The organism is Alkaliphilus peptidifermentans DSM 18978, from assembly GCF_900101495.1.
In the GTDB taxonomy this organism is placed as follows: domain Bacteria; phylum Bacillota; class Clostridia; order Peptostreptococcales; family Natronincolaceae; genus Alkaliphilus_C; species Alkaliphilus_C peptidifermentans.
Window position 1 is genome coordinate 20,124 of sequence record NZ_FMUS01000003.1, and the last position, 23,622, is coordinate 43,745.

At 32.7% G+C, this 23,622-nt stretch carries 20 protein-coding genes; 18 read left to right on the forward strand and 2 right to left on the reverse strand.

Annotated elements, in window-relative coordinates:
* The first annotated feature begins 1 nt into the window (after position 1).
* The 11 genes from BLP68_RS02985 (at position 2) to BLP68_RS03035 (ending at position 12,784) form a co-directional block, all read left to right on the forward strand.
* The gene (locus BLP68_RS02985; protein ID WP_207647858.1) at positions 2-1,240 is read left to right on the forward strand and encodes a sensor histidine kinase; all 1,239 of its coding nucleotides are present in this window, start codon (positions 2-4) and stop codon (positions 1,238-1,240) included.
* 104 nt (positions 1,241-1,344) lie between these two features.
* Positions 1,345-2,028: an ABC transporter ATP-binding protein gene (locus BLP68_RS02990; RefSeq protein ID WP_091539842.1), complete on the forward strand. Its 684-nt coding sequence runs from the start codon at positions 1,345-1,347 to the stop codon at positions 2,026-2,028.
* Positions 2,025-4,613, forward strand: coding sequence for an ABC transporter permease (locus BLP68_RS02995; RefSeq protein ID WP_091539844.1), 2,589 nt, complete (start codon positions 2,025-2,027; stop codon positions 4,611-4,613). Before BLP68_RS02990 ends, BLP68_RS02995 begins: the two co-directional genes overlap by 4 nt.
* Before the next feature lie 392 nt (positions 4,614-5,005).
* Positions 5,006-6,025 (forward strand): LacI family DNA-binding transcriptional regulator, encoded by a 1,020-nt coding sequence (locus BLP68_RS03000; protein WP_091539847.1) that lies wholly within the window; start codon positions 5,006-5,008, stop codon positions 6,023-6,025.
* A gap of 23 nt (positions 6,026-6,048) precedes the next feature.
* Positions 6,049-6,876, forward strand: a complete 828-nt coding sequence (locus BLP68_RS03005; protein ID WP_091539849.1) for an ABC transporter permease — start codon at positions 6,049-6,051, stop codon at positions 6,874-6,876.
* Between the two features lies 1 nt (position 6,877).
* Positions 6,878-7,654, forward strand: coding sequence for an ABC transporter permease (locus tag BLP68_RS03010; protein WP_091539851.1), 777 nt, complete (start codon positions 6,878-6,880; stop codon positions 7,652-7,654).
* Positions 7,655-7,669: 15 nt separating this feature from the next.
* Positions 7,670-8,713, forward strand: coding sequence for an ABC transporter ATP-binding protein (locus tag BLP68_RS03015; RefSeq protein ID WP_091539854.1), 1,044 nt, complete (start codon positions 7,670-7,672; stop codon positions 8,711-8,713).
* Positions 8,714-8,729: 16 nt separating this feature from the next.
* Positions 8,730-9,788 (forward strand): ABC transporter substrate-binding protein, encoded by a 1,059-nt coding sequence (locus tag BLP68_RS03020; RefSeq protein WP_091539856.1) that lies wholly within the window; start codon positions 8,730-8,732, stop codon positions 9,786-9,788.
* 198 nt (positions 9,789-9,986) lie between these two features.
* Entirely contained in the window at positions 9,987-11,318 is a 1,332-nt protein-coding gene (locus tag BLP68_RS03025; protein WP_091539858.1) for an amidohydrolase, read from the forward strand.
* A 343-nt stretch (positions 11,319-11,661) separates the two neighbouring features.
* On the forward strand, positions 11,662-12,495 hold the full coding sequence (locus BLP68_RS03030) for a hypothetical protein (RefSeq protein WP_091539860.1): 834 nt from the start codon (positions 11,662-11,664) through the stop codon (positions 12,493-12,495).
* A gap of 31 nt (positions 12,496-12,526) precedes the next feature.
* Positions 12,527-12,784, forward strand: coding sequence for a hypothetical protein (locus tag BLP68_RS03035; RefSeq protein WP_091539863.1), 258 nt, complete (start codon positions 12,527-12,529; stop codon positions 12,782-12,784).
* A 54-nt stretch (positions 12,785-12,838) separates the two neighbouring features.
* On the opposite strand, the gene BLP68_RS03040 is transcribed toward BLP68_RS03035, so the two are convergent.
* Positions 12,839-14,044 carry an MFS transporter gene (locus tag BLP68_RS03040; protein WP_091539865.1) on the reverse strand — a complete coding sequence of 402 codons (1,206 nt, stop codon included), beginning with the start codon at positions 14,042-14,044 and terminating at the stop codon, positions 12,839-12,841.
* 319 nt (positions 14,045-14,363) lie between these two features.
* Here BLP68_RS03040 and BLP68_RS03045 point away from each other — a divergent pair, with 319 nt between their 5' ends.
* A complete protein-coding gene (locus tag BLP68_RS03045) occupies positions 14,364-14,681 on the forward strand; it encodes a carboxymuconolactone decarboxylase family protein (protein ID WP_091539868.1) in 318 nt (105 codons plus the stop codon).
* An 81-nt stretch (positions 14,682-14,762) separates the two neighbouring features.
* Here BLP68_RS03045 and BLP68_RS03050 read toward each other — a convergent pair whose 3' ends face one another.
* Positions 14,763-17,225, reverse strand: a complete 2,463-nt coding sequence (locus tag BLP68_RS03050) for an ABC transporter substrate-binding protein (protein WP_091539870.1) — start codon at positions 17,223-17,225, stop codon at positions 14,763-14,765.
* Between the two features lie 336 nt (positions 17,226-17,561).
* Between BLP68_RS03050 and BLP68_RS03055 the strand changes: the two genes are divergently transcribed.
* The 6 genes from BLP68_RS03055 (at position 17,562) to BLP68_RS03080 (ending at position 23,620) form a co-directional block, all read left to right on the forward strand.
* A complete protein-coding gene (locus BLP68_RS03055; protein ID WP_091539872.1) occupies positions 17,562-18,119 on the forward strand; it encodes a helix-turn-helix domain-containing protein in 558 nt (185 codons plus the stop codon).
* A gap of 38 nt (positions 18,120-18,157) precedes the next feature.
* Positions 18,158-19,933, forward strand: a complete 1,776-nt coding sequence (locus BLP68_RS03060; RefSeq protein ID WP_091539874.1) for an aminopeptidase P family protein — start codon at positions 18,158-18,160, stop codon at positions 19,931-19,933.
* Positions 19,934-20,167: 234 nt separating this feature from the next.
* Positions 20,168-21,064: a phosphate ABC transporter substrate-binding protein gene (locus BLP68_RS03065; protein WP_091539876.1), complete on the forward strand. Its 897-nt coding sequence runs from the start codon at positions 20,168-20,170 to the stop codon at positions 21,062-21,064.
* A 95-nt stretch (positions 21,065-21,159) separates the two neighbouring features.
* On the forward strand, positions 21,160-22,023 hold the full coding sequence (gene pstC, locus BLP68_RS03070) for a phosphate ABC transporter permease subunit PstC (protein WP_091539879.1): 864 nt from the start codon (positions 21,160-21,162) through the stop codon (positions 22,021-22,023).
* A gap of 12 nt (positions 22,024-22,035) precedes the next feature.
* Entirely contained in the window at positions 22,036-22,863 is an 828-nt protein-coding gene (locus BLP68_RS03075; protein WP_091539880.1) for a PstA family ABC transporter permease, read from the forward strand.
* Between the two features lie 7 nt (positions 22,864-22,870).
* Positions 22,871-23,620 carry a phosphate ABC transporter ATP-binding protein gene (locus BLP68_RS03080; RefSeq protein WP_091539883.1) on the forward strand — a complete coding sequence of 250 codons (750 nt, stop codon included), beginning with the start codon at positions 22,871-22,873 and terminating at the stop codon, positions 23,618-23,620.
* Positions 23,621-23,622: the final 2 nt, after the last annotated feature.

Consider the following 23,622-nt stretch of genomic DNA (forward strand, 5'->3'; position numbering starts at 1 on the left):
TATGAAGCTTTCAAAAAATCCTGAAGTGAAAAGGCTACTGATGATATTTGCAGGTATATTTATTTTATTTATAGCCATAGCAATGTTAATGATTTATACAAGCACATGGTATTACAATAAATCAGTTCAATATAATAATGCTGCTATTCTGGGTGCTATAGTAGAGAAATACCCAGATGCTGAAACAGAAATTATAAATCAGATAACCAGCATCGATACAGGTACTGCTGAAATTGGACAAGCAATTTTATCTAAATATGGAGTTGATGATGAAAATCAGTTATTTTTGGAATTGGATATTGTAAGAAGGAGCCTTAAAGTGAATCTCACTTTGTTTCTTCTACTTACAATACTTATATCTTCAGCGTTTATATTGTTATTTATAGTTTTTTTGAAGAAGCTTTACTCAAGAATTACTGAAGTAACAAAGTATGCAATGAATATTCAAGAGGGAAACTATACTCTAGATATTCGAGATAATTGTGAGGGAGATATAAGTATACTTAAAAATGAAATTTATAGAATAACCACTATGCTAAAGGAGCAAGCAGAAAGCCTAGAAATGGATAAAGTGGCCCTTGCTAATTCGATTGCAGATATTTCTCACCAACTCAAAACGCCAATGACTTCTATGAACATGTTAAATGATCTATTGGCAAATAACCCAACTGAAGAAATGAAAATTGAGTTTTTAAATAGAATAAGATCCCAGCTTACAAGAATGGAGTGGCTTGTTGTTTCGCTTCTTAAATTATCAAAGCTTGATGCAGGTACCGTAATCATGAAAAAAGATAGCATCAATGTCAAAAAACTAGTAGAAAAAGCTCTAGAAGCAGTTAGTATTCCTCTAGATATTAAAATGCAATTGGTTGAAGTTAAAGGAGATGGTGATTTAAATATTGTTGGTGATTTCAATTGGTTATGTGAGGCCATAATAAATATACTTAAAAATTCCATAGAGCATACCCCTGAAAATGGGCTAATACAAATAGAATTTGAAGAAAATCCAATATATACTATTATTTCGATTTCAGATAATGGAGCCGGCATTGCCAATGAAGATATACCTTACATATTTAATCGCTTCTATCGAGGGAAAAATGCAAGGGAAGAAAGTGTTGGTATAGGCCTTGCTATGGCAAATACCATAATAGAAAAGCAGGGTGGAAATATTAATGTAGTAAGTCAGCAGGGTAAAGGAACAGAATTCTCAATTAAATTTTATAAGAGTGTTTTCTAAGTCAATCCCTTTATTAAGGTGACAAAATAGTCACTAATAAAGTCACTGAATAGTCATTTTAGGCAGATATAATTGAGTTATAAAAATCAAAGGAGTAGAGGAAAATGGAAATATTAAAAGTAGAAAATCTGTCTAAAATCTATGGAAAAGGAGATATACAGGTAAAGGCTTTAGATGATGTATCCTTTAGTGTAAAAAAAGGTGAGTTTGTAGCAATAGTAGGAGCATCGGGATCTGGAAAGTCTACCCTTTTGCATGTTCTTGGAGGGGTTGATCGACCAACAAATGGCAAGGTATTTATAGATGGTACCGATGTATATGAAATGAATGAATCGAAGCTTGCAATATTTAGGCGTAGGCAAATAGGCCTCATATATCAATTTTACAATTTAATCCCTATTCTAAATGTTGAAGAGAACATAACATTACCATTACTTTTGGATGAAGGAGAAGTAGATAAAGATCAGCTAAGTGATATACTAGCAACATTAAATCTATCTAATAGGCTTCATCACCTGCCCAATGAGCTTTCAGGGGGACAACAGCAGAGGGTTTCAATAGGAAGAGCACTATTTAACAAACCTGCCCTTGTTTTAGCAGATGAGCCTACAGGTAACCTGGACAGTAAAAATTCAAAGGAAATAATTGATCTACTGAAATACTCAAATAAGCAATACAATCAAACCCTGATTATTATTACCCATGATCATCAAATAGCCCTCCAGGCAGATAGGATGATTACCTTAGATGATGGACACGTCATAAAGGATGAGGTGATCAGAGGATGAATGTATTAAAGAAACTTACATTGCAGAATTTGAGATTTAATAAAAAACGAACTATTGTAACTATTATTGGTATAATTCTTTCGGGTGCAATGATTTGTGGCGTAGCCACCATTGCAGCCAGCTTTCAAGACTTGTTGATTCAAAATACAATAGTGACGGATGGCAATTATCATGCATCCTTTTACAATGTAGCCTATGGTGATAGCAAATATATAACAAATAACGTGTCAACCATCCATTCAATATTAAGTAAAGGATTAGGCTATTCCAGTTTTCAACAGTCCAATAATGAAAATAAGCCATACATTTACTTGTATGCTTATAGTGAAACTGCTTTTAATAATTTGCCCATAAACCTTAAAGAAGGACGTCTGCCAGAGAAAAAGGGTGAAATACTCATAACAGAGGATATAGCCTCCAGTGGAGGACCTGCATATAAGATTGGGGAAACAATTTCATTAGCAATTGGTAACAGAAAGGGTAATGGGAGGTTTTTATATCAGGATACACCCTTGACAGAAGCCGAGGAAATAGATGTAATTTTTAATGAAGAATTTATAGTTACTGGAATAATATATCGTCCTCGAAATGAATATTATTCTACACCAGGATTTACTGCTGTATCTTATCTAGATGAAGATCTATTGGATAACGAGGATATTGTTAATGTATCCATCCTTGTAAAGAACCCCAAGAAAATTTTCGAAATAGTGCCTAAGATGGCAGCAGATGCAGGAGACGTAAGCTTTAGCTATAATAATGAGCTTTTGAAATGGATGGGTATAACTCAAAATAAAGCCTTTAATAATATGTTTAATACAATTTCATTAATAATAATAACCCTTGTTGTAATAGGCTCTGTGGCAGTAATCTATAATGCCTTTGCAATATCTGTTAGCGAGAGAAAAAAGCAATTTGGTATGCTCTCAAGCGTTGGAGCTACCTCTAACCAAATTAGAAAAATGATATTTTATGAAGGCGCAATATTGGGGTTAATTGGTATTCCTATAGGAATTATTTCTGGGATAATAGGTATTGGAATTACCTTGAAGATTGTTAATAAACTTTTGATCAATTCCATGTTTAATCATGACATTGTTTTAAGACTAATCGTTTCTCCATATGTAATTCTAACAACAGTTCTATTTATGACTATTACAATATTTATGTCTGTGTATATCCCAGCAAAAAGAGCTTCTAAAATATCGCCAGTAGAAGCCATTAGACTGAACACTGATATAAAAATAAAAGGAAAAAAACTTAGAACCTCAAAACTAACTAGATATTTATTTGGAATTGAAGGTGAGTTGGCCCTCAAGAATTTAAAAAGAAATCGTAGAAGATATAGAGCTACAGTTTTCTCACTATTTATTAGTATTGTGTTATTTGTATCCTTTTCATCCTTTATGAAGTATGGCTTCATAACAAGCAACATGTACTATGGAGGAATACATTATGATGTAATGGTGACAAAGAATGAAAACACAATAGAAGAGAAAATGGAGTTTTATCAAAATATTGCTGAGCTTAATGATGTGGAAAGATATTCTATATTAAGAAGAATCCATACTTCCACTAAGACTCCTTACTCGCAATTAAGCTCATTTGTTCAAAAACATATAGTAGATAATGAATCATACTCCATGAATGAAGATGGAAGCTACAATCATGAAATCTACATCGTAGCTGTAGGGGAGGAAGAATTTCAAAGGTTTGCAGCAGAAAACCAACTGGATATTTCTGTGTTTAAAGATACAAAGGAACCTAAAGGAATTCTAATTAATAAAAATATAATAGCTGGTCGTATTGAATATAATCCAATGAATATAAAAACGGGAGTGAACCTGTACCTAAAGGATAACTATGAGGATGGAATTAATCCACCTGCTAATATAGCAATCAATATAGGTGCAGTAACAGATAATATTCCTCTGGGAGTTCCCTACACATTTTATATGGCAGCCAATTTATTAGTTTCAGACGAAGTGTTTGACTCTATCAAAGCTTTACTTCATGAAGAAAGTAAAGTAATGGCAGATAACACAAATATGCTTATTCAAACAAATAATAGTGAGGATATTATTAAGGAAATAAAAGCTTTAAACCCAAATGATACAGAATCTTCCCTTTCTATTAGGGATATTACCCTAATGAAGGCTGAGATGAAGCGAATAATGACTTCCATTGCAATTTTTCTATATGGCTTTGTATCTCTAATCACCTTAATTGGTGTAACCAATATCTTCAACACCATCAGTACAAATGTAGCCCTGCGACGAAGGGAATTTGCAATGCTTAAATCAGTTGGATTAACACCTAGAGGCTTTAACAAAATGATTAACTATGAAAGTATTTTCTATGGACTTAAGTCTCTTTTATACGGATTGCCTGTTGGTGCTCTGATTAGTATGTGGATGTACAATGCCTTTGACAATATATTTGATTTTAGATTTGTACTACCTTGGCGGGAGATGATAATTTGCATTTTTGGAGTCTTTATAATTGTCTTTATGACGATGATGCATTCAAGTGCAAAACTGAAAAAAGAAAATATTATTGATGCCTTAAGGGAGGAAAATCTGTAGTATTTGTGTTAACAATAATATTATAATTATAATCAAAAAGGACCTAAGTTGGTTTTAGCCAACTGGGTCCTTTTTAGCGTATATTAGAAGCAAAACAAGAACTTATATGTGGAAATGTTTTCATTTCCAAATAGATTTACTGGAATTTTATCAGTTGTAATATTGGCGGAGAATAATATTGCAATTTGCAATTTCGTGAATAAGATAATATTATCAATGCTTTGGTGGGATGAACCGAAATATTGTGAAAATTATTTTTATAAAAGAAGGAGTTTTTGTTTATCTGTCGAATTTGATTATATGAAAACATTTTCATATTTTGACTAAACTTTAATATTGATAAATTAGCGTTTTCTAATTATATTTTAAGAAAATACTTACAGGAGGTAAATATGAATAGTATAAAAGATGTAGCCAAATTAGCTAGTACATCTATTACGACTGTATCGCGAGTAATTAATAACAATGGATATGTTAAAGAAGAAACCAGACAAAGAGTTTTAGAGGCTGTAAGAGAGTTAGAGTATAAGCCTCTAGAGAGGACTGATTTAGAAAAGGAGACAAAAGCTATAGGGCTTATAGTTCCCAATATTGAAAATCCTTTTTTTGGTAAGGTTGCAAAGTATATAGGAAAGGCTGCTAATCAATATAACTACAACATACTTCTCTTCAACATAGATATAAGTGAAAACCTTAAAGATGATTTTCTCTTAGATTTAATGGAAAAACGTGTAGATGGATTGATTTATGCATCCTCTCAACGATGCTTAGAAGCAATTAATAAAGCTAAAGAGAAAAATATTCCTTTTGTACTTTTAGATAGAGAAGTTAAAAATGAGAAAATAAGTACAGTATTTATTGATAATAATTATGGAGCATTTTTAGCAACTGAACATCTAATTAAACTTGGCCATAGAAACATTGCCTATATAGGTGGACCAATAGATATGGAGGTTTCCAATAAGAGAAAAGAGGGTTATATGAAGGCTCTTAATGAGTATGGAATAAATATCGATAAAAGCCTAGTAGCATACGGTAATTATAAGATGCAAAGTGGATATGATTGTATGAATAAATTATATATAGATAATAAAGGGATTACTGGTGTTATTGCTGCAAATGACTTGATGGCAATAGGTGCTCTGAATTACTTAAATCGATCTGGGGTCAAAGTGCCTGATGAGATTGCCATTGTAGGGTTTGATAACATTGAAATGTCTGAAAGCATAATACCTTCCCTTACTACTATTGAATATCCAATTGAAAGAATGAGTGAAAGAGTTATTGATTTAATTCTGAAGCAAATAAAAGATAAAAATACAAATGTTGAGATGGTAACTTTGTATCCTAAACTATTGGTAAGAGAAAGCAGTAATTATTCTAGAACTGTAGAGTTAGAAAATCAATTTTAGTTAATTGAGGAAGGAGGAAAATAATGAAAAAAAAGTGGGCATATCTTTTAATGGCTCCAGGCTTAATCGTCATAGTGGCATTTCTAATAATTCCGATACTAAGTAGTATATTGCCTACCTTTCATGACGGTGATTCTTTAACATTTAGTTCATATACTGATTTTTTTAAGGATAGCTACTATAATCAAATATTTATGAGAACCCTAAGAATATCAATAATAACTGTAGTTATTTGTGCTATCCTTGGTGTTCCTACAGCATATTTCGTATCAAAGAGCAATAAAAAAATCAGAGGTATTCTTATCGCTTGCACCATATTTCCTTTGCTTACAAACTCTGTAATACGTTCCTTTGCTTGGATAACTATATTAGGGAGGAATGGAGTCTTGAACAATGCTTTATTAACCCTGAATTTAATAGCTGAGCCCAAAAGGCTTTTGTATACAGAAGGTGCAATAATAGTTGGAAGTGTATATCTTTTTTTACCATTAATGATAGTATCCCTTGTTGGTGTAATGGAAAATATTGAAGGTGAGTTATTCGAGGCAGCAGAAAGCTTAGGGGCAAGTAAAATAAAAGCCTTCTTCAAGGTGATTCTTCCGTTAAGTGTTCCTGGACTTATAGTTGGATGTGTATTAGTATTTACAGGTGCCGCTTCAGCCTACACTACTCCTCAACTCCTTGGGGGTAATAGAAAAATGGTGTTATCAACATTAATTTATCAACAGACAATGACCCTTGGAGATTGGTATGGAGCTTCAGTGGTAGCTACAATAATGATAGTTACTAGTATATTGGTTATGGGAACCATCAACAGATTGGCAGCAAAGCTAAACGAAAGGGGTGTATAGAGTGAAGCAGAATAAAGGTTTATTTGCTTTTGTAATCTTAGTCTATTCATTTCTATTTATACCTATTATAATTATAGCCGCTACCTCCTTTGGCAGTGAAAGCTATGTTGCTTTTCCTCCAAGAGGCTTTAGTCTAAAGTGGTATCATAATGTTTTTACAACAGAGAGCTTTATAAGGACATTTAAAATTAGTATGGAGGTATCTGTTCTGGCAACACTTATTGCACTAGCTTTGGGAATCCCCGGTGCTTATGCGTTAACAAGGTTTGATTTCAAAGGGAAAACTCTTTTGAAGAATTTTTTCTTTTCACCTAAAATAGTACCGGGTGTAGTTACTGGGTTTGTAATGTTTCAGTTTATAGTGATTAACTTAAAATTACCTATATACTATAGTCTTTTGTTGGGGTTATCAATTTTTGAAATTCCATATGCAATCAGGGTAATTGGTTCAAGTTTAGAGATGGTGGACTATACAATGGAGGAAGCAGCCATGAGTCTTGGAGCCAGTAGGTTACAAACTTTTTTCAGGGTTGTATTTCCTAACATTACATCAGGAATTATTGCTTCATTTATGCTTTCTTTTATTAGTGCATTTAACAATGTTCCCGTGACATTATTTTTATCCGGGCCGGGGATTAGTACACTACCAATTACAATGATGAACTATGTAGAGTATAATTACGATCCTACAATATCTGCACTCTCTGTACTATTAATGCTTATGACAATTGGAATTATGTTTGTTGTTGAAAAAACTCTTGGAATAAATAACTTGTAAGCTAGGAGGGATTAAATGCCATTACTAAGTTTAAAAAACATAGATGTATCATATGACGGTAAAACTAACATATTAGAAAAACTTAACCTAAGCATTAATAAAGGAGAATTAGTATCTCTTCTAGGGCCCAGTGGATGTGGAAAAACTACTACCTTAAGGGTAATTGCAGGATTTATCGAGCCAGTTGGGGGACAGTTTATTTTAGAAGATCAAAATTTTACTAAAATACCAGTTCACAAGAGGAATTTTGGTATTGTATTTCAGAGCTATGCATTATTTCCACATCTTACGGTTTTTGATAATGTTGCTTTTGGTCTTAAGATGAAAAAAATATCTAAAGATAAGATTAAGGATTTGGTAGATTCAATACTTAATACTGTCGATTTATCCAGTCTATCACAAAGATACCCAAAGGAACTATCAGGTGGACAAAGACAAAGGGTTGCCATAGCTAGAGCACTTGTAATCGAACCTAAGCTATTGCTGCTGGATGAGCCATTAAGTAATCTTGATGCAAAGCTAAGGTTAAAAATGAGGGTTGAAATTAAAAAGCTACAGCGGCAAATGGGGATTACTACAGTATTTGTTACTCATGATCAGGAAGAGTGTTTTTCAATATCAGATAAGGTAGCAGTAATGAATGCTGGCGAGATAGAACAATTCGATACACCAGAGAACATTTATTCAAATCCTTCCACTGAATTTGTAGCAAGATTTGTTGGTTTTGAGAATTTCATAGATTTAAGTAATATATCAGGTAATGAGTTTCATGCCAAAGGAGGAAAGAAGTTTACCATCAATAGCAATAGAGATATTACTAAAGAGAATATAAAAGGTACCATTAGACCTGATGACATAGAAATTGTTGATGAAAATAGTAATAAAGAGAATTTAATTGATGGAAGCATTGATGTGAGAACTTATTTAGGAAAATCTTATCAATATAATATAAAGACCGATTTAGGCACCTTAGTTGTAAATGGTAGTAATAACAACGTTTACAGCCAAGGTGATAATATAAAGCTTTATTTACCATCAAGCAAAATTATTTTAGTTTAAAAAAGGAGGAAGTTGTATGAAAAAGTTTCTGTCGGTAGTTTTATTAGTTAGTTTGGTATCAATGATATTAGTGGGTTGTGGAGGCAAGGTGGAGACGCAAAATCCAGATGGACCTACAACATTAATAATTTCTAATTGGGGTTTTTCTGAGGATGAACTATTGGAAAATATATTTAAGCCCTTTGAAGAAAAATTCAATGCTAAGATTGTTCTAGATACAGGGAATAATTCAGAGCGATTAATAAAGATAAGAAGTAACCCCAACAATAATGTTGATCTTATTTATTTAGCACAAGCTTTCGCACAAGAAGGTTTTGATGAAGGGTTATTTGAGACAATTGATTACAATAAGATTCCTAATGCTAGTCAATTAAATGAAAAGGCTAAGGAATTAACTATTGAAGGTCAAGGACCAGCCTATACGGTAAATCGACTAGGAATAATTTATGATAAAGAAAAATTGGGCTTTGAAATTGAATCCTTTGAAGACTTGTGGAGACCAGAGCTACAGGGAAAAATATCAATTCCTGAAATAACTACAACATTCGGCCCTGCTGTACTTTACATTGCTTCACAAAAAGCAGGAGTTGACATAACAACAGATAACGGCGAGGCTGCATTTAAAGAGTTAGAAGCGCTAAAGCCCAATATTGTTAAAACTTATTCTAGATCTTCTGATTTAGTAAATATGATGGGTAGTGGAGAAATAGTAGCTGCTTTAGCGGCAGACTTTGCTTATGCATCAGTTAAAAATAGTTCGCCAGAGGTTGTATTCATCGATCCTATAGAAGGTTCCTATTTAAATTTTAACACTATTAATATAGTAAAAGGTTCTAAGCAAATAGATTTAGCTTATGAATTTATTAATTATTTAATCTCAGAAGAGGTACAAGTTAGAGCTGCTAAAACTATTCCAGATTCACCTGTTAATGTTAACGCAAATTTAACAGATGAAGAAGCTGAATTCTTAACCTATGGAGAACAAATAACTAAATCTAACCTTATAGATTTCAAATTTGTAAATGAAGTCATGGCTGATTGGGTTAACACATGGAATAGAACACTAAATCAATAAGCTAATAACATAAGTATCTACGACAAAAGCTCTAAACTCAATATATAATTACAGACTGAGGCTAATCCAATCCCCCGATAAAGGTAAAAAATCAACAGAATTCATTGTTCATAAAATCATAATAATTTGTTTAATGAATATAATGTTGAGGCTTCAGTCTGAGTCGTAGATATACTTAGCTATTAGAAAGTGGAAGGAATGAAGCTTGTGACCAAACTGATGATCAGGAATGTAAATATAGTAACTATGAATAAAGATAAAGAAATAATTGAAGATGGTTTTGTGATCATTGAGAGAGATAGCATCACATATATCGGCAGTAGTAATGAAACGAATGAACATAATGTAAGTAATGATTATAATATAATAGATGGAAAAGGTGGCATTCTAATGCCGGGTATGATCAATACCCATACTCACGCTTCCATGATTGCCTTTAGAAGTTTAGCAGATGATGTGCAGGACAGGTTAACAAAATATATATTTCCGTTAGAAAATATTATGGTGGATGAGAAACTAGTATATAGTGGAGCTAGATATGCAATCTGCGAAATGCTTTTAGGCGGGGTTACGACTTTTTGCAATTCGTATTATTTTGAAGATGAAGTTGCTAAAGCAGCAAAAGAGATGAGTATAAGGGCAGTTTTGGGTGAAACAGTTGTTAACTTTGTTGCTCCCGATGCTAAAGAGCCATATGAAGGATTAAAGTATGCTGAACGGTTTATTGAAAAATGGAAGGGTGATGATTTAATTACTCCTGCAATTGCCCCCCATGCTCCATATACAAATGATAGTAATAAATTAATAGAAGCATATTCTTTGGCAAGAAAGCATGATGTACCTATAATAATGCATGTTGCAGAAATGGATTATGAGCAGAAAAAATATGCTGAAGAATATAATATGACACCAGTGCAATATCTAGACAGCCTTGGAATACTAGATGAGAACTTTATTGGGGCCCACTTAATTAATGTATCAGATGAAGATTTAGATATTTTGGAAAATAAAGGAGTTGGAATAAGCCATAATGTAGGATCTAACTCCAAAGGTGCAAAGGGAGTTGCACCAGTAGTAAAAATGTTTAAAAGGGGAATGAAGCTAGGGCTTGGCACAGATGGACCAATGAGCGGTAACACTCTAGATATAATAACTCAAATGTCTTTAGTGGGTAAAATCCATAAACTTTATAACATGGATAGAACAATATTTCCTGCTATTGAAATTGTGGAGATGGCTACTATTGGTGGAGCAAGGGCTCTAAATATTGACAATGTAACTGGTTCTATAGAAGTAGGCAAAAAAGCAGACATGGTAATAATTGAAACTGAGTCTGTAAATATGTGTCCTATTTATGATTACTATTCTGCCTTAGTGTATTCAGCTAACCCTTCCAATGTAGAACTGGTAATAGTGAATGGTGAAGTATTAGTAAAGGATAAAAAGCTAATTAAAAATGATTTAATGGAAATTAAAAATGAACTACTTCAGATGAAGGATAAAATATTAGAAGTATCAAAAAGACTATAATTTGCAAATTGATATAAAAGAACTATGACTTCATAACTAAGAGGTTATAGTTCTTTTTATTATCGAAGTAAAATATTAAAATTCTTAAAATATACTAGGTAGTAATTTAATGGTATACATGGAAAAGACATAGAGTGCTGTATTTCTATTTAATATGTTATAATATTGTTAGATAATAATGAAAAATCAGTAGTTTAAGCATTATATTTGAAGTGTATCTTTTTTAAATAATACATATTGCTCTATATCATCAGATTTAAAGGAACAAGATTAATGAATATTAGAATTAAAAAATTTAACTCAAAATATTTACTTATAAATCCAGAATAGGAGTGACAAAAAAATGGAAAGAAAGATCAAAATATTAACATGGCTAGTAGTTGCCAGCTTGGCAGTTAATGTGTATAGTTTTTTACGAGCAGATAGGATGGAAAACAATTTTATAGATCGACTAAATAATCTTGAGCGGAATGTCACTCATACATTAGGAAATGAGACCAGGAGTTTTTATTACCACCTGAATGAACTAAAAAATGCAAATGAGTGGGTTATATCAAAAAGCTTTCAACCTATTGCTGAGGTCTCTTCTCCAAATGAGTTGCATTTTGATTTACAGTGGACATTAAGTGAGGTAGAAAAAGATGCCAATGTTTTACTTTTATATAGGTATAAAAATCAACCAGACTGGTTAAAAGTATTAGCAGACGATATAGGAATTAATGAGTTTTCTGCACCATTGATTTTGTCACCGGATAATGATTATGAATACAAAATAGTATCAGAAGGTAGTCTTATTAAAGCAACTGAGGCAATTGAAATTTCATCGGAATATTATAAGCCTACTCCCTTAAATAATAGTGGGTCAGGGTCGTCATCTTCCAATGGTAAGTTATCTAGCTTTGATATCTCATATTCTCAACTGCATCCAGCTTTATTTGATTTTTATATGATAAAGGACGTTGAGGCAAAACTTTATATTGACAATGAGTATGAGAGTATTCCATTAAGAGTGAGTAATATGTATGATAGAAAAGAATGGAGTCTTGATTTTCCTACTGAGTACCTAGTGACAAAACCTACGGCTATAATTCTAGTAATTGAATATGAAGATGGTGCTATTGTAGAAGAAGATCGTACAGATGAGGTATTAGAAGCCATGGAAAGGATGAGCCAGTGACCTATTATGTATTGCAAAAGGAGGAATATAATTGCGTAAAGATATAGTAGAGCTATGGGGTGTAATAATAGGACTAGTAATAGGCTTTATTGTAGCTAAGGTATACCAAATCTGGGCTATACTTTTTATATATCAGGGAAGTAGATATGCTGGAATAGATGGTTGGTTTAATACGGCACTATGGGATGTTGCCACTAGAAATCCCTTGGCTTTCTTAATTGTTGTGGAGATAATTTTTGCTGTGTTAGGATATCTGTTTGTTAAGACTTTTTTTAAACATATAATGTAATTCAGGACTTAGTCATCACTCTTTTGACTAAGTCCTTTTATTCTAGTTGGCCCTTCAAGATTTTAACAATTCAATAGGAGCCTTTTCCTTATTAACATTCAATCTACTATTCATATACACTGTAGCAACAGCAGTCAGTATAATCATAGATACAGCTGTAATTAGATGCGTAGAATGTATATCTCTAGAATCTTTTAAAATACCCATCAATGGCAAAGTTATGGCAGCTGCAATGTTGGTACCCAAGCTATGAAACGAAAGAATTGTAGCCCTCTTGTCGGTAGGTATATGTTTGTTAAGATACTTTGTTATAATTGGTCTGTAAAAACCTCGCGCAGCCTGTTGAAGAAGAATAGCCGCTACTCCAATCCACATCTTTATCAATCCAAGCAATATGAAAGATACTATTAATAATAGCGCCATAGAAACCAGTGTTCTTGGTTTGGTTTTTTCCATGAAAACATGACTTTGCTTTGAAGCAAACGCAGCTACAAAATTGAATATCATAAATATTACTCCAAAATATTTCACGGGTATGTTTACTGACTCCATGTAAGGCTGAAAAAACCAAAAGCCAGTTCTATAAAATGCAAAAAATACCATGGAGAATAAAACAATCGCCTTTAGTTTTTCATGGGTTAAAACATATTTTCCACTTTCAATAATTTGCTTCAAGTATTTTACCCTGGTATTTTTTTTATTGTGTATGGGAGGCTCCTTAAAAAATATAGTTATAAATATTGTTAAAATAACAAAGCCAATAGATATCATCAGTGGTAGATAAATGTTCTTTTCATAAACAAAGCCTGCAATAACCGAGCCAATAGCCTGGGCATATAAGGCTAGAGAACGGGCGGCTCCTTCAATCCTTTGGTACTCGCTTTCCTTGCGTAGTAATTTTAAAGAATCATATATAATTGCGTTATCTGCACCAGATTTAAAACATATACCTATACTAAATATTACTTCTGCTATAGCAAAGGTTAAGAAGCTACTTCCTACTATATACATAGTTAAGCTTACAACCCATAATGCAAGGCCGATTATAACACTCAGCTTTCGACTGTATCTATCTGCTATAGCACCAGTTGGCACTTCAAACAGTACAACTGCAAAGGCTGCAATTGATTGAAGCAGCATTATTTCTGTAAAAGAAAGACCTTTGCTTATTAAATACAATACAATTATAGGACCAAGTATCAAAAGCTCTGTGAATGTTGAGTAGAAATAATAGGTTTTTATGTTTCTTTCTAAATTCATTTCGATTCCCTCCCTTTAAATACCCATTAAACTCTCTGGATGTTCTTCAAAAAAGTGAATAAAAAAAGTCCACAGAATCACAATGGTAGTGACTCCGTAGACTTATCTACGTGTAGAAATGGACTTCCTGTACCGCTTACATAAATATTTATGCTTAGATACACTCACTAATATTAAATAATTTTAGCATATAAGGGAAATAATTGTAAAGGGGAAATTTTAGATATTTTAGAAACATGTTTAATTTCAATCAAAAGTACTGATTAATATAGTTATAATGGGTAAAAATAGAAAAAAATTCAATGGAGGTAAAATATGTATGGATGTTATTGAAAAAAATCTGAATTATTTTATTGAGAACCATAAGGAGATTTATGAGGCTTATGAAAGTTATGGACATAAACTGCATGAAGAGGGTGGACCTCTGGATGAAAAGACCCGTTGGCTCATTAAAATAGCTATTTCAGCCTCTTGTCAGTATGAGTTTGCCCTCAGAACTCATATTAGGAAGGCTCATCGTTGTGGATGTACAAGGGAAGAAATTGAACATGCCATTCTATTAGTAGCTCCCAGCGGCGGTTTTCCTAAGATGATGCAGGCATTACTAGTTATGAGGGATGAGCTGGAGAATTTATAAATACGTTTGAAATGGGTAAAGAAAAAGGCTTTTAAGAGGAGAATACATCTTAAAAGCCTTTTTTAATAAATATTATATTAATTAAATATTTGTATATAGCTGATCATAGGCGATAAATCCCATAGCATTAATATTCATGCCTGATAAATGCTTGTGATAGGCCACCCCTGACTTAGGATGAAATAGGTAAACCCAAGGTGCTTCTTCCTTTAATAATAAACTAATTTTAGTATATATCTCTAATCTTTTTGATGGATTTAGCATTTCTTTCGCCTGTGACATTAGCTCAGAAACCTCTGGATTATTGTAGCTAGTAAAATTACCAGTACCATTAGGAGTAAATATTGGTTGAAGAAAGTTATCCGGGTCACCATTATCAGCAACCCATCTTGAAACAAATATATCACAGGTTAAGTAGCGTTTGTTTCCAACAAAATCGCTGCTGGCATAGTCACTTAATTTTATTTTAATTCCTATAGCTTCTAAGTCTTCACATACACATTTTAATATTTTTTCAAATATTCCACCTTGATTTCCATCTCTTGCGGCAAGATGTAAAGAAAAGTTGCTTATACCTGCGTTTTTCAACATTTGTTTAGCCTTTTGAGGATTATACTCATATGGCTTTATTGCTTCTCCTCCCAGCATTAAGGAGGGCATAGGGGAGGAGGATATAGAACCTAATCCGCCTAATGCATTCTCTACAATTCTTTCTTTGTTTATTGCATAATTAAGTGCCTGTCGAGCCTCTTTATTATTAATAATAGGATGGTTGGAATGCATATTAAACCCAACGAAATAAGATGCCAGCATATCATTAACATCTAGATTCATATTTTTCTCCATAACAGCCTTATATAAAGTGGCATTATCAACCTTAATATAGTCGTACTCCTTATTAATAAACCGTTGACCTATGCTTTTTACGTCAATAATAAGCTCCAGTGATTCTATATATGGTTCACCAAGATAGAAATCCTTAAAGGCCTTCAAATGAATAACCTTATCATTAGCAACCTCGATGGTATAGGCTCCACACCCAACTATATCACCATTATTTTTGAAAGCTTTTTTTGAATATATAGGACACACCACTTGTCCTATATTCAATAGGAAGCCGGCGGAGGGAGATGTTAAACGAATTCTAATTACGTGAGGATTTATGATTTCTAACCCTGAAATTTTTTGAGCTTTTCCAGTTGAAAACTCCTCAGCACCTTCAATATCAAATAGCATCCAAGTATTAGGTGATTTCAGCTTCGGATCTAAAAGACGTTCATAAGAAAAAATAACATCATCTGCTGATAGAACATCTCCATTATGGAATTTTACTCCCTTGCGAAGCTGAAATTCCCAAGTAATCTGATCATCTAAGACTCTCCAGCATTTTGCTATTCCAGGAGAAACCTTTGTATGTTCATTTATTAATGTTAAAGTAGAATGTACATTTTTAAAGACTTCTGCCTCTGTTGCATCTAGACATTTCATTGCATCTATTGTACTTAATGGATAGGCAGCATTGGATTTTAACTTGGTACTAGAAACATCCTCAGATTTTAATTCCTTCATTAAACTATCATTATTAGAGTTCAGCTCAGTAGATAGCTTTTTAAGGGTTTTTAAAGATGTACTGGTGTATTCAGTATTAAGAAGGGTTGTTTCCACTTTATTAATCAGCATAGAAAATTGCTCGTTCATTGCATATGTTGATTCAACAACATGCTCTAGTGAAGAATTTTGCTTTGTAACAGCATGATTTATTTCATCTGACACTGCAGAAGTTTCTTCTGCTGCTTTAATTATGGTTTCAAAAACAGATCTGGAATTATTTGAAAGGGTTCTTCCAATATTTACCCTATCTTCGGTTTCATTCATTAAGGCACTTGTATTATTAATACTTTGCTTAATTTCAGTTAATATTTCATTAATATGAGTAACTGATTCTATGCTTCTGGTGGCCAGCTTTTTAACTTCATTGGCAACAACAGCAAAGCCTCTTCCTGCATCCCCTGCTCTAGCAGCTTCTATAGAGGCGTTTAAAGCTAATAAATTAGTACTATCAGCAATATCCTTAATTAATGTCAGTAATTCATCTACATTCTGAGATTTATTATATAGCTCACCAACTGCTTGCTTTACTGTTGTCATGGAGGACTGAATATTATCCATAGATTCTAGAGATTTATCGATTGTTTTTGATCCTTCCTTTGCTACAGTAAGGGTTTGATGAGTTATTCCCTTGGAATTTTCTATGCTTGCAAAAACCTCCTCTGCCAGTGCAGAGTAATTACTGATTTCATCGACAACTAATTCAATTGATTTCAATTGTGATTCTATAGCCTTACTAATTCCTTGAGTAGTGTCAATTAAACTACTTGCTATTACACCTGTTTCATCTATTCGATTAGTCAGCTTTACAACCATTTTCCTTTGATTGTCTTTTAATACTGTTATGCTGGTAGGGATATGCTTATTAACATCATATTTGGTTTCTGCCTGCTTTAACTGTTCATCTGTTATAAGATCCTTTTTTTTAAAAAACATACTATGCCCCCTTTAGGAAATCTTTGGATTTAACTAATTATGTTAATTTTCTACATATTTTAACATAATCCTTTATAATATTTTAATAACATATTATTAACTTAAATAATACTAAAAAGATTTCTAATAAGAAATAAAGCAAATTAAAAACATTAAATAGATAATACTTATGTGTTTTATATCACTCTAGTGATAACCAAATTAATTATATTAAAATTTTCAAAAAATATTGAAGAAATATTTTAGTATATGTATAATAATTATAATAATAATAAAAAAACTTGTAAATGCTGAAGATAGTTATTTATAAAAGATATATATGAGGGGAGAGGTTTAATGGATAAAGAATTAGGTATAAAAATAAAAACGTTAAGAACCTCTAAAAACTTTACCTTAAAGGATTTAAGCGAAAAGACTAATTTATCAATAGGTTATATTTCACAGCTAGAACGAGGGCTAACATCTGCTGCCATATCAACCTTAAATAATATAGCAAAGGTGCTGGAGGTGGATTTATCCTATTTCTTTTCTGTATATAAGGAAGATAACAAAAGAATTATACGAAGCTATGAACAAAAAGTTACCCTTGTAAGAGATCCTCTGTACATATATTATAGCTTAGCAAATAGAGGAGAATGTAAGGATTTTACCCCTGCTTTAGTCAACCTACTTCCCACAATAGATGCCTCTGAAGAAACATTACCCTATAGTCACGATGGAGAAGAATTTATTTATGTACTGGAAGGAATTCTTACACTATTTATTGGAGATGTTAGACATGACCTATATCCCGGAGATAGCTACCATATAAGCTCTAACACACCCCATAATTGGTGTAACTACACAAGTAAGCTGGTGAAAATACTTACAATTAACTCAAAATATAACTTTTAAATTAATTGGCTTAAGAATAAAAAAGGAGGATTTAAAAGATGAACACTGGTAAATTACAAGATTTAAGAAAGCTAATGGAAGTAATAGGACTTGACGCATATATCATACCAAGCGCTGATCCGCATCAAAGCGAATATATTCCTGATCATTGGAAGGCCAGAAGCTGGATTTCTGGGTTTACTGGCTCAAATGGTACTGTTGTAGTTACTAAAGAAGTAGCAGGTTTATGGACAGATGGAAGATATTTTATTCAAGCAGAAAAACAACTGGCTGGTTCTGGAATAGATTTGTTTAAAATGAATGAGCCAAATGTATTAAACTACCCAGATTGGCTTAATAGGATGTTAAATGAAGGATCTTCAGTTGGCTTTGATGGAAGAGTTATGTCGGTATCAAAAACTAAAGAGCTAGAAAAAAAGCTTAAGGGTAAGAATATTAAGCTCAAGAAGGATGTAGATCTTATAAGTCTACTATGGACTGATAGGCCAGAAACTCCTTTGACACCCATTTTTATACATGATACAAAATTTGCGGGACAAACAATTGAAGATAAACTTCAAGATGTAAGAAAAGAAATGAAAAATAAAGGTGTAGATTACTATATAATTTCAACCCTAGATGCTATTGCTTGGTTGTATAATATTAGGGGGAGAGACATACCCAATAACCCTGTTGCTTTATCCTATGCCATCGTTTCTGAAGAGAGTGCCCTGCTATTTATCGACGGTAGAAAGATAGATGATGGAATAAGAAAATACTTAGAAGATCAAGGTGTTTTAACAATTGAATATAATGATATAGTATCATACGTTAGATCTATCCCCGTAAACTCAACCATTTATTTTGATCCAGATAAAACAAATACAATGGTTCATGATGCTCTAGATGATGAATGTAATAAAAAGAAGGGTAAGGATATTATCACTTATCTTAAAGCAATAAAAAATACCACTGAAATTGAAAATTTAATAAACTGTCAAACAAAAGATGGGGTAGCATTGGTTAAATTTCTGCACTGGCTTGACTGTAATATAGACAAAGAGGAGATAACAGAAATATCAGCTGCAGATAAATTGGAATTTTTTAGAACTCAACAAGAAGACTTTGTTGAACCAAGCTTCCAATCAATTACTGCTTATAAGGACCATGCAGCTATGATGCATTATAATCCAACCTTAGAGGGGCAGTACTTATTGAAAAAGGAAGGTATGTATTTGATTGACTCAGGGGGACAATACCTTGATGGCACCACAGATATAACTAGAACTATTGTATTAGGGGATATTACGGAAGAAGAAATGCGAGACTTCACCCTAACTTTAAAGGGGCATATTGCATTATCTAAAGCTATTTTCTTATATGGAGCCACAGGCTCTAACTTGGATACTATAGCAAGGCAGCATCTGTGGACAGAAAAAATTAATTATAATTGTGGAACAGGTCATGGAGTAGGATTTTTCCTTAATGTCCATGAAGGACCCCACAATTTTAGTCAACTACCAAATAATACTAAACTGGAAAAGGGTATGGTTATTACCAATGAGCCAGGAGTATACAGAGAAGGTAAGCATGGCGTTAGAATAGAAAATACCTTACTTGTAATTGAGGATGAAAAGAATGAGTTTGGACAGTTTATGAAGTTCAAAACTATATCTTATTGTCCAATAGATTTAAATGGTATAAATGTTGATTTGCTTACTACTGAAGAAAAAACATGGCTAAATAACTATCATCAAGAGGTAAATAAGGTCTTGTCTCCTTATTTGGATGGTGAAGAAAAAGCTTGGTTAGATAGGAAGACTATGAAGATTTAACATATCAGTATATGGGAACCTAGAAATATAAAGCTTCAGACAAAAATTAATATAATAAAGGATATTAGGAGAGAATCTTCTAGTATCTTTTTTATTGCGTTTGAAAGTCCTAAATCAACCATCAAATTTTTCTATAGAACATTGAAGATTAATCAAATATTTCTATTTGTTGGCAACATAGCCATTTGTTATAATTCAATTGCTATGTATTTAACAAAAAACGGAGGTATAATCATGAAAAAAATTAACTTGTTAATATGTTTATTTCTAGTATTTAGTTTAATGCTAACAGGATGTAATAAAGCAGATACCACTTCAGGCAACGATGATTTTAAGGCTGAAATCATGTTTAGTGGTTCATCTACACTAGCTCCTGTAATTTCTAAAGCAGCTGAAGAATTTAAAGAGCTACATAAAACTTGGGATAATGTTGATAAATCTTTTCCAAATGAAGAAATATCAATATTTGTTTCTTCAGGAGGCTCCGGAGCGGGAATAAAGGCTGCAATAGAAGAAACCGCAGACTTTGGATTGACAGCAAGAGCAGTTAAGTCGGATGAAAAGGAAGCCCTTGGAGAGCATCAAGAATATACACTAGGGGTAGACGCTCTAACAATTTCGTTAAACCCTGAAAATCCGATTCTGGAATTTAAGGACAATTTCACTTCTGAAGAGCTTCAAAAAATATTTTCAGGTGAATATACTCATTGGAATGAAGTAGATGATAGGCTACCAAATACTGAAATAGTTGTTGTAATAAGAGATATTGGCGGAGGTGCCCACGAGGTTTTCCAAAGTAGTATAATGAAGGATATTGACGTTCGACAAGATGCAATACAATCTCCATCAATGGGTGCATTAGTTACTAAGATAATAGAGAATAAAGGAGCAATAGGATATGCTTCTTTTGGAGCAGTTAATATTAATGAAGGAAAAATTATTCCTTTAAAGGTTGATGATGTTGAGCCTACTATAGAAAATATATTAAATGGTTCATATAAAATAAGTAGACCCCTTATCGTTGTAAAAAAGGGAGAACCTACTGAAGCAGAACAAAAATTCATTGACTTTTTATTTTCTACAAAGGGTGTAGAAATAATTGAAGAATTAGGCTTTGTTCCATCCAATTAGTTTTAATTAATTATTAAATCAGAGGAATATATGTTCCTCTGATTTTGCTTGCTTTAGTAAAGTATTTATATCAGACTTAAAGGAAGTGGCTTTCTATGCATAAATTTATTGAAAAAGTATTTTCTTTATTTATTAGACTAATGGCATTTATGTCCATATTCCTTATCATATTTATAATCTTCTTTATATTAAAGGAAAGTTTAGTTTTTTTCAGACAGGTTTCATTTTTAAGCTTTATTACAGGGAAAATCTGGAGACCTGTATCTGTGAATCCTTCTTATTCAATTTTTCCTATAATATTATCTACAATTTTTGTGTCCTTAATAGCCATTATAATAGCTTTGCCCATAGGAATAGGTTGCGCACTTTTTATATCTAATTATTTAGATGAAGGCTTAAGGCATTTTGTAAAGCCATACATCAATATTTTATCTGGAATTCCTTCGGTGGTATATGGATTCATTGGATTTTTAGTCATCGTTAAAAATTTTGAGGTTAAACTAGCCTTCTCCTCAGGTGAGAGTATATTAGCAGGGGGAATACTACTTTCAATTATGATTCTGCCCTTTATAATATCCACCTGTGATGAGTCTATGTTTAATATTAAAAATAAATATTTAACAACATCTCAAGCTTTAGGTGTATCCAAATGGTATATGATAACAAAGCTTATATTGCCTACAGCAAGAAGGAGCATTATAGCATCTATAATACTGTGCTTAGCAAGGGCAATGGGAGAGACGATGGCAGTAATGATGGTTATTGGCAATTCACCAATTATGCCAAAGCTTTTAAGTAAGGGTCAAACAATCCCCTCCCTGATAGCACTTGAAATGGGTGGTGCCCAGGTTGGAAGCCTACACTACCATGGGCTTTTTGCAGCAGGATTAGTTTTAATGCTTTTATTACTCTGCATTAATATAATATTATACTTCTTACAAAGAAAATTAAATTTTTAGAGGGTGTAAATAATGAGAAGGTATGCACAAGGATATTTTATAAAGCTATGGTGTGTTTTAAGCGGAATTATTGTTTTATCACTTATATCATACATAATAATTTATATTATTATTAATGGAATCTCTGTCTTAAATCTCAGCTTCATTTTTGACAGTCCCAAGGGGATGCCCCTTGGTTCAGAGGGAGGTATATATCCAGCTATAATAGGCAGCCTATACCTTACCCTTATTGCATGCTTTTTTGCTTCAATACTAGCCATTTCTACAGCAATTTACCTCTTGTTTTATTGTAATAGCATTAAAATTTCCAATCTTATTCATCTTGTTATTGGATGTATTGCTGGAATACCTTCAATTATTATAGGAATGTTTGGATATACTCTATTGGTATATCAATTGAGGCTAGGCAGATCTTTAATCGCTGGGGGAATCACCCTTGGTATAATGATCTTTCCTGTGATTGAAGTTAAGGTAGAGAGAATAATATCTGAGATTGATAGTTATATAATTAGTTCATCATATGCATTGGGGGTTTCAAAGACCTATACTTTTTTTAGGCTAGTGCTGCCAGCCTGCAAAAGAGATATTATAGCCTCAATAGCCCTTGCAGGAAGCTATGCGATGGGTGCTACTGCTCCAATTATACTAACATCAGCGGTTATGTTTGCTCCAACTCCTAAATCCCTTACATCTCCAGTTATGGCGTTACCCTATCATCTTTACTTATTGATTTCAGAAAGCATTTCCATACAAAATGCATATGCTACAACATTTGTACTTATTTCTATACTACTTACTATAAATATTATAGCCAGCTTAGTCGCTAAAACTGGGAGGTAATAAAAAAATGGATACAATTATAAATATAAATAGTTTATCTGTTTCCTTTAATAATAAAAGTGTGCTTAAGGATATAGATTTAAATATTATAAAAAATAAGATTACTGCAATTATTGGACCTTCAGGGTGTGGTAAATCAACCCTATTAAAAACCCTTAATTATATGACCTATGAGGATCAATTTGCAAATATTAACGGAGACATATTATTCAATAAGATAAATATTAAAGAAATTCCAAAAGAAGACCTGAGAAGAAGAATAGGTTTAGTATTTCAAAATCCAACACCTTTTCCCATCTCTATATACAAAAACATGGTATATGGTCCTGTTTATTATGGAAAGAAGGACAAAAAAAGTCTTAACATTCTAGTAGAGGAAAAGCTGAAAATATCAGGCTTGTATGATGAGGTTAAGGAAGACTTAAATGCTTCTGCTTTAAAGCTATCTGGAGGTCAACAGCAAAGACTTTGTATTGCAAGAGCTTTAAGTGTTGAACCGGAAGTAATTTTATTAGATGAACCCTGCTCCTCATTGGACTTAAAAAATACTGCCAATATAGAAAAAATGTTAAAGAACCTTTCAGATGATTATACTATAATAATTGTTACCCATAATTTGTCACAGGCTAAAAGAATATCTGATTATACCGCCTTCATATTAAATGGAGAGCTAATAGAATATGGAGAAACTCAAGAATTATTTACTAAGCCTAAAGACGAGAGGACTCAAGAATACATCGATGGAATATTTGGTTAAGG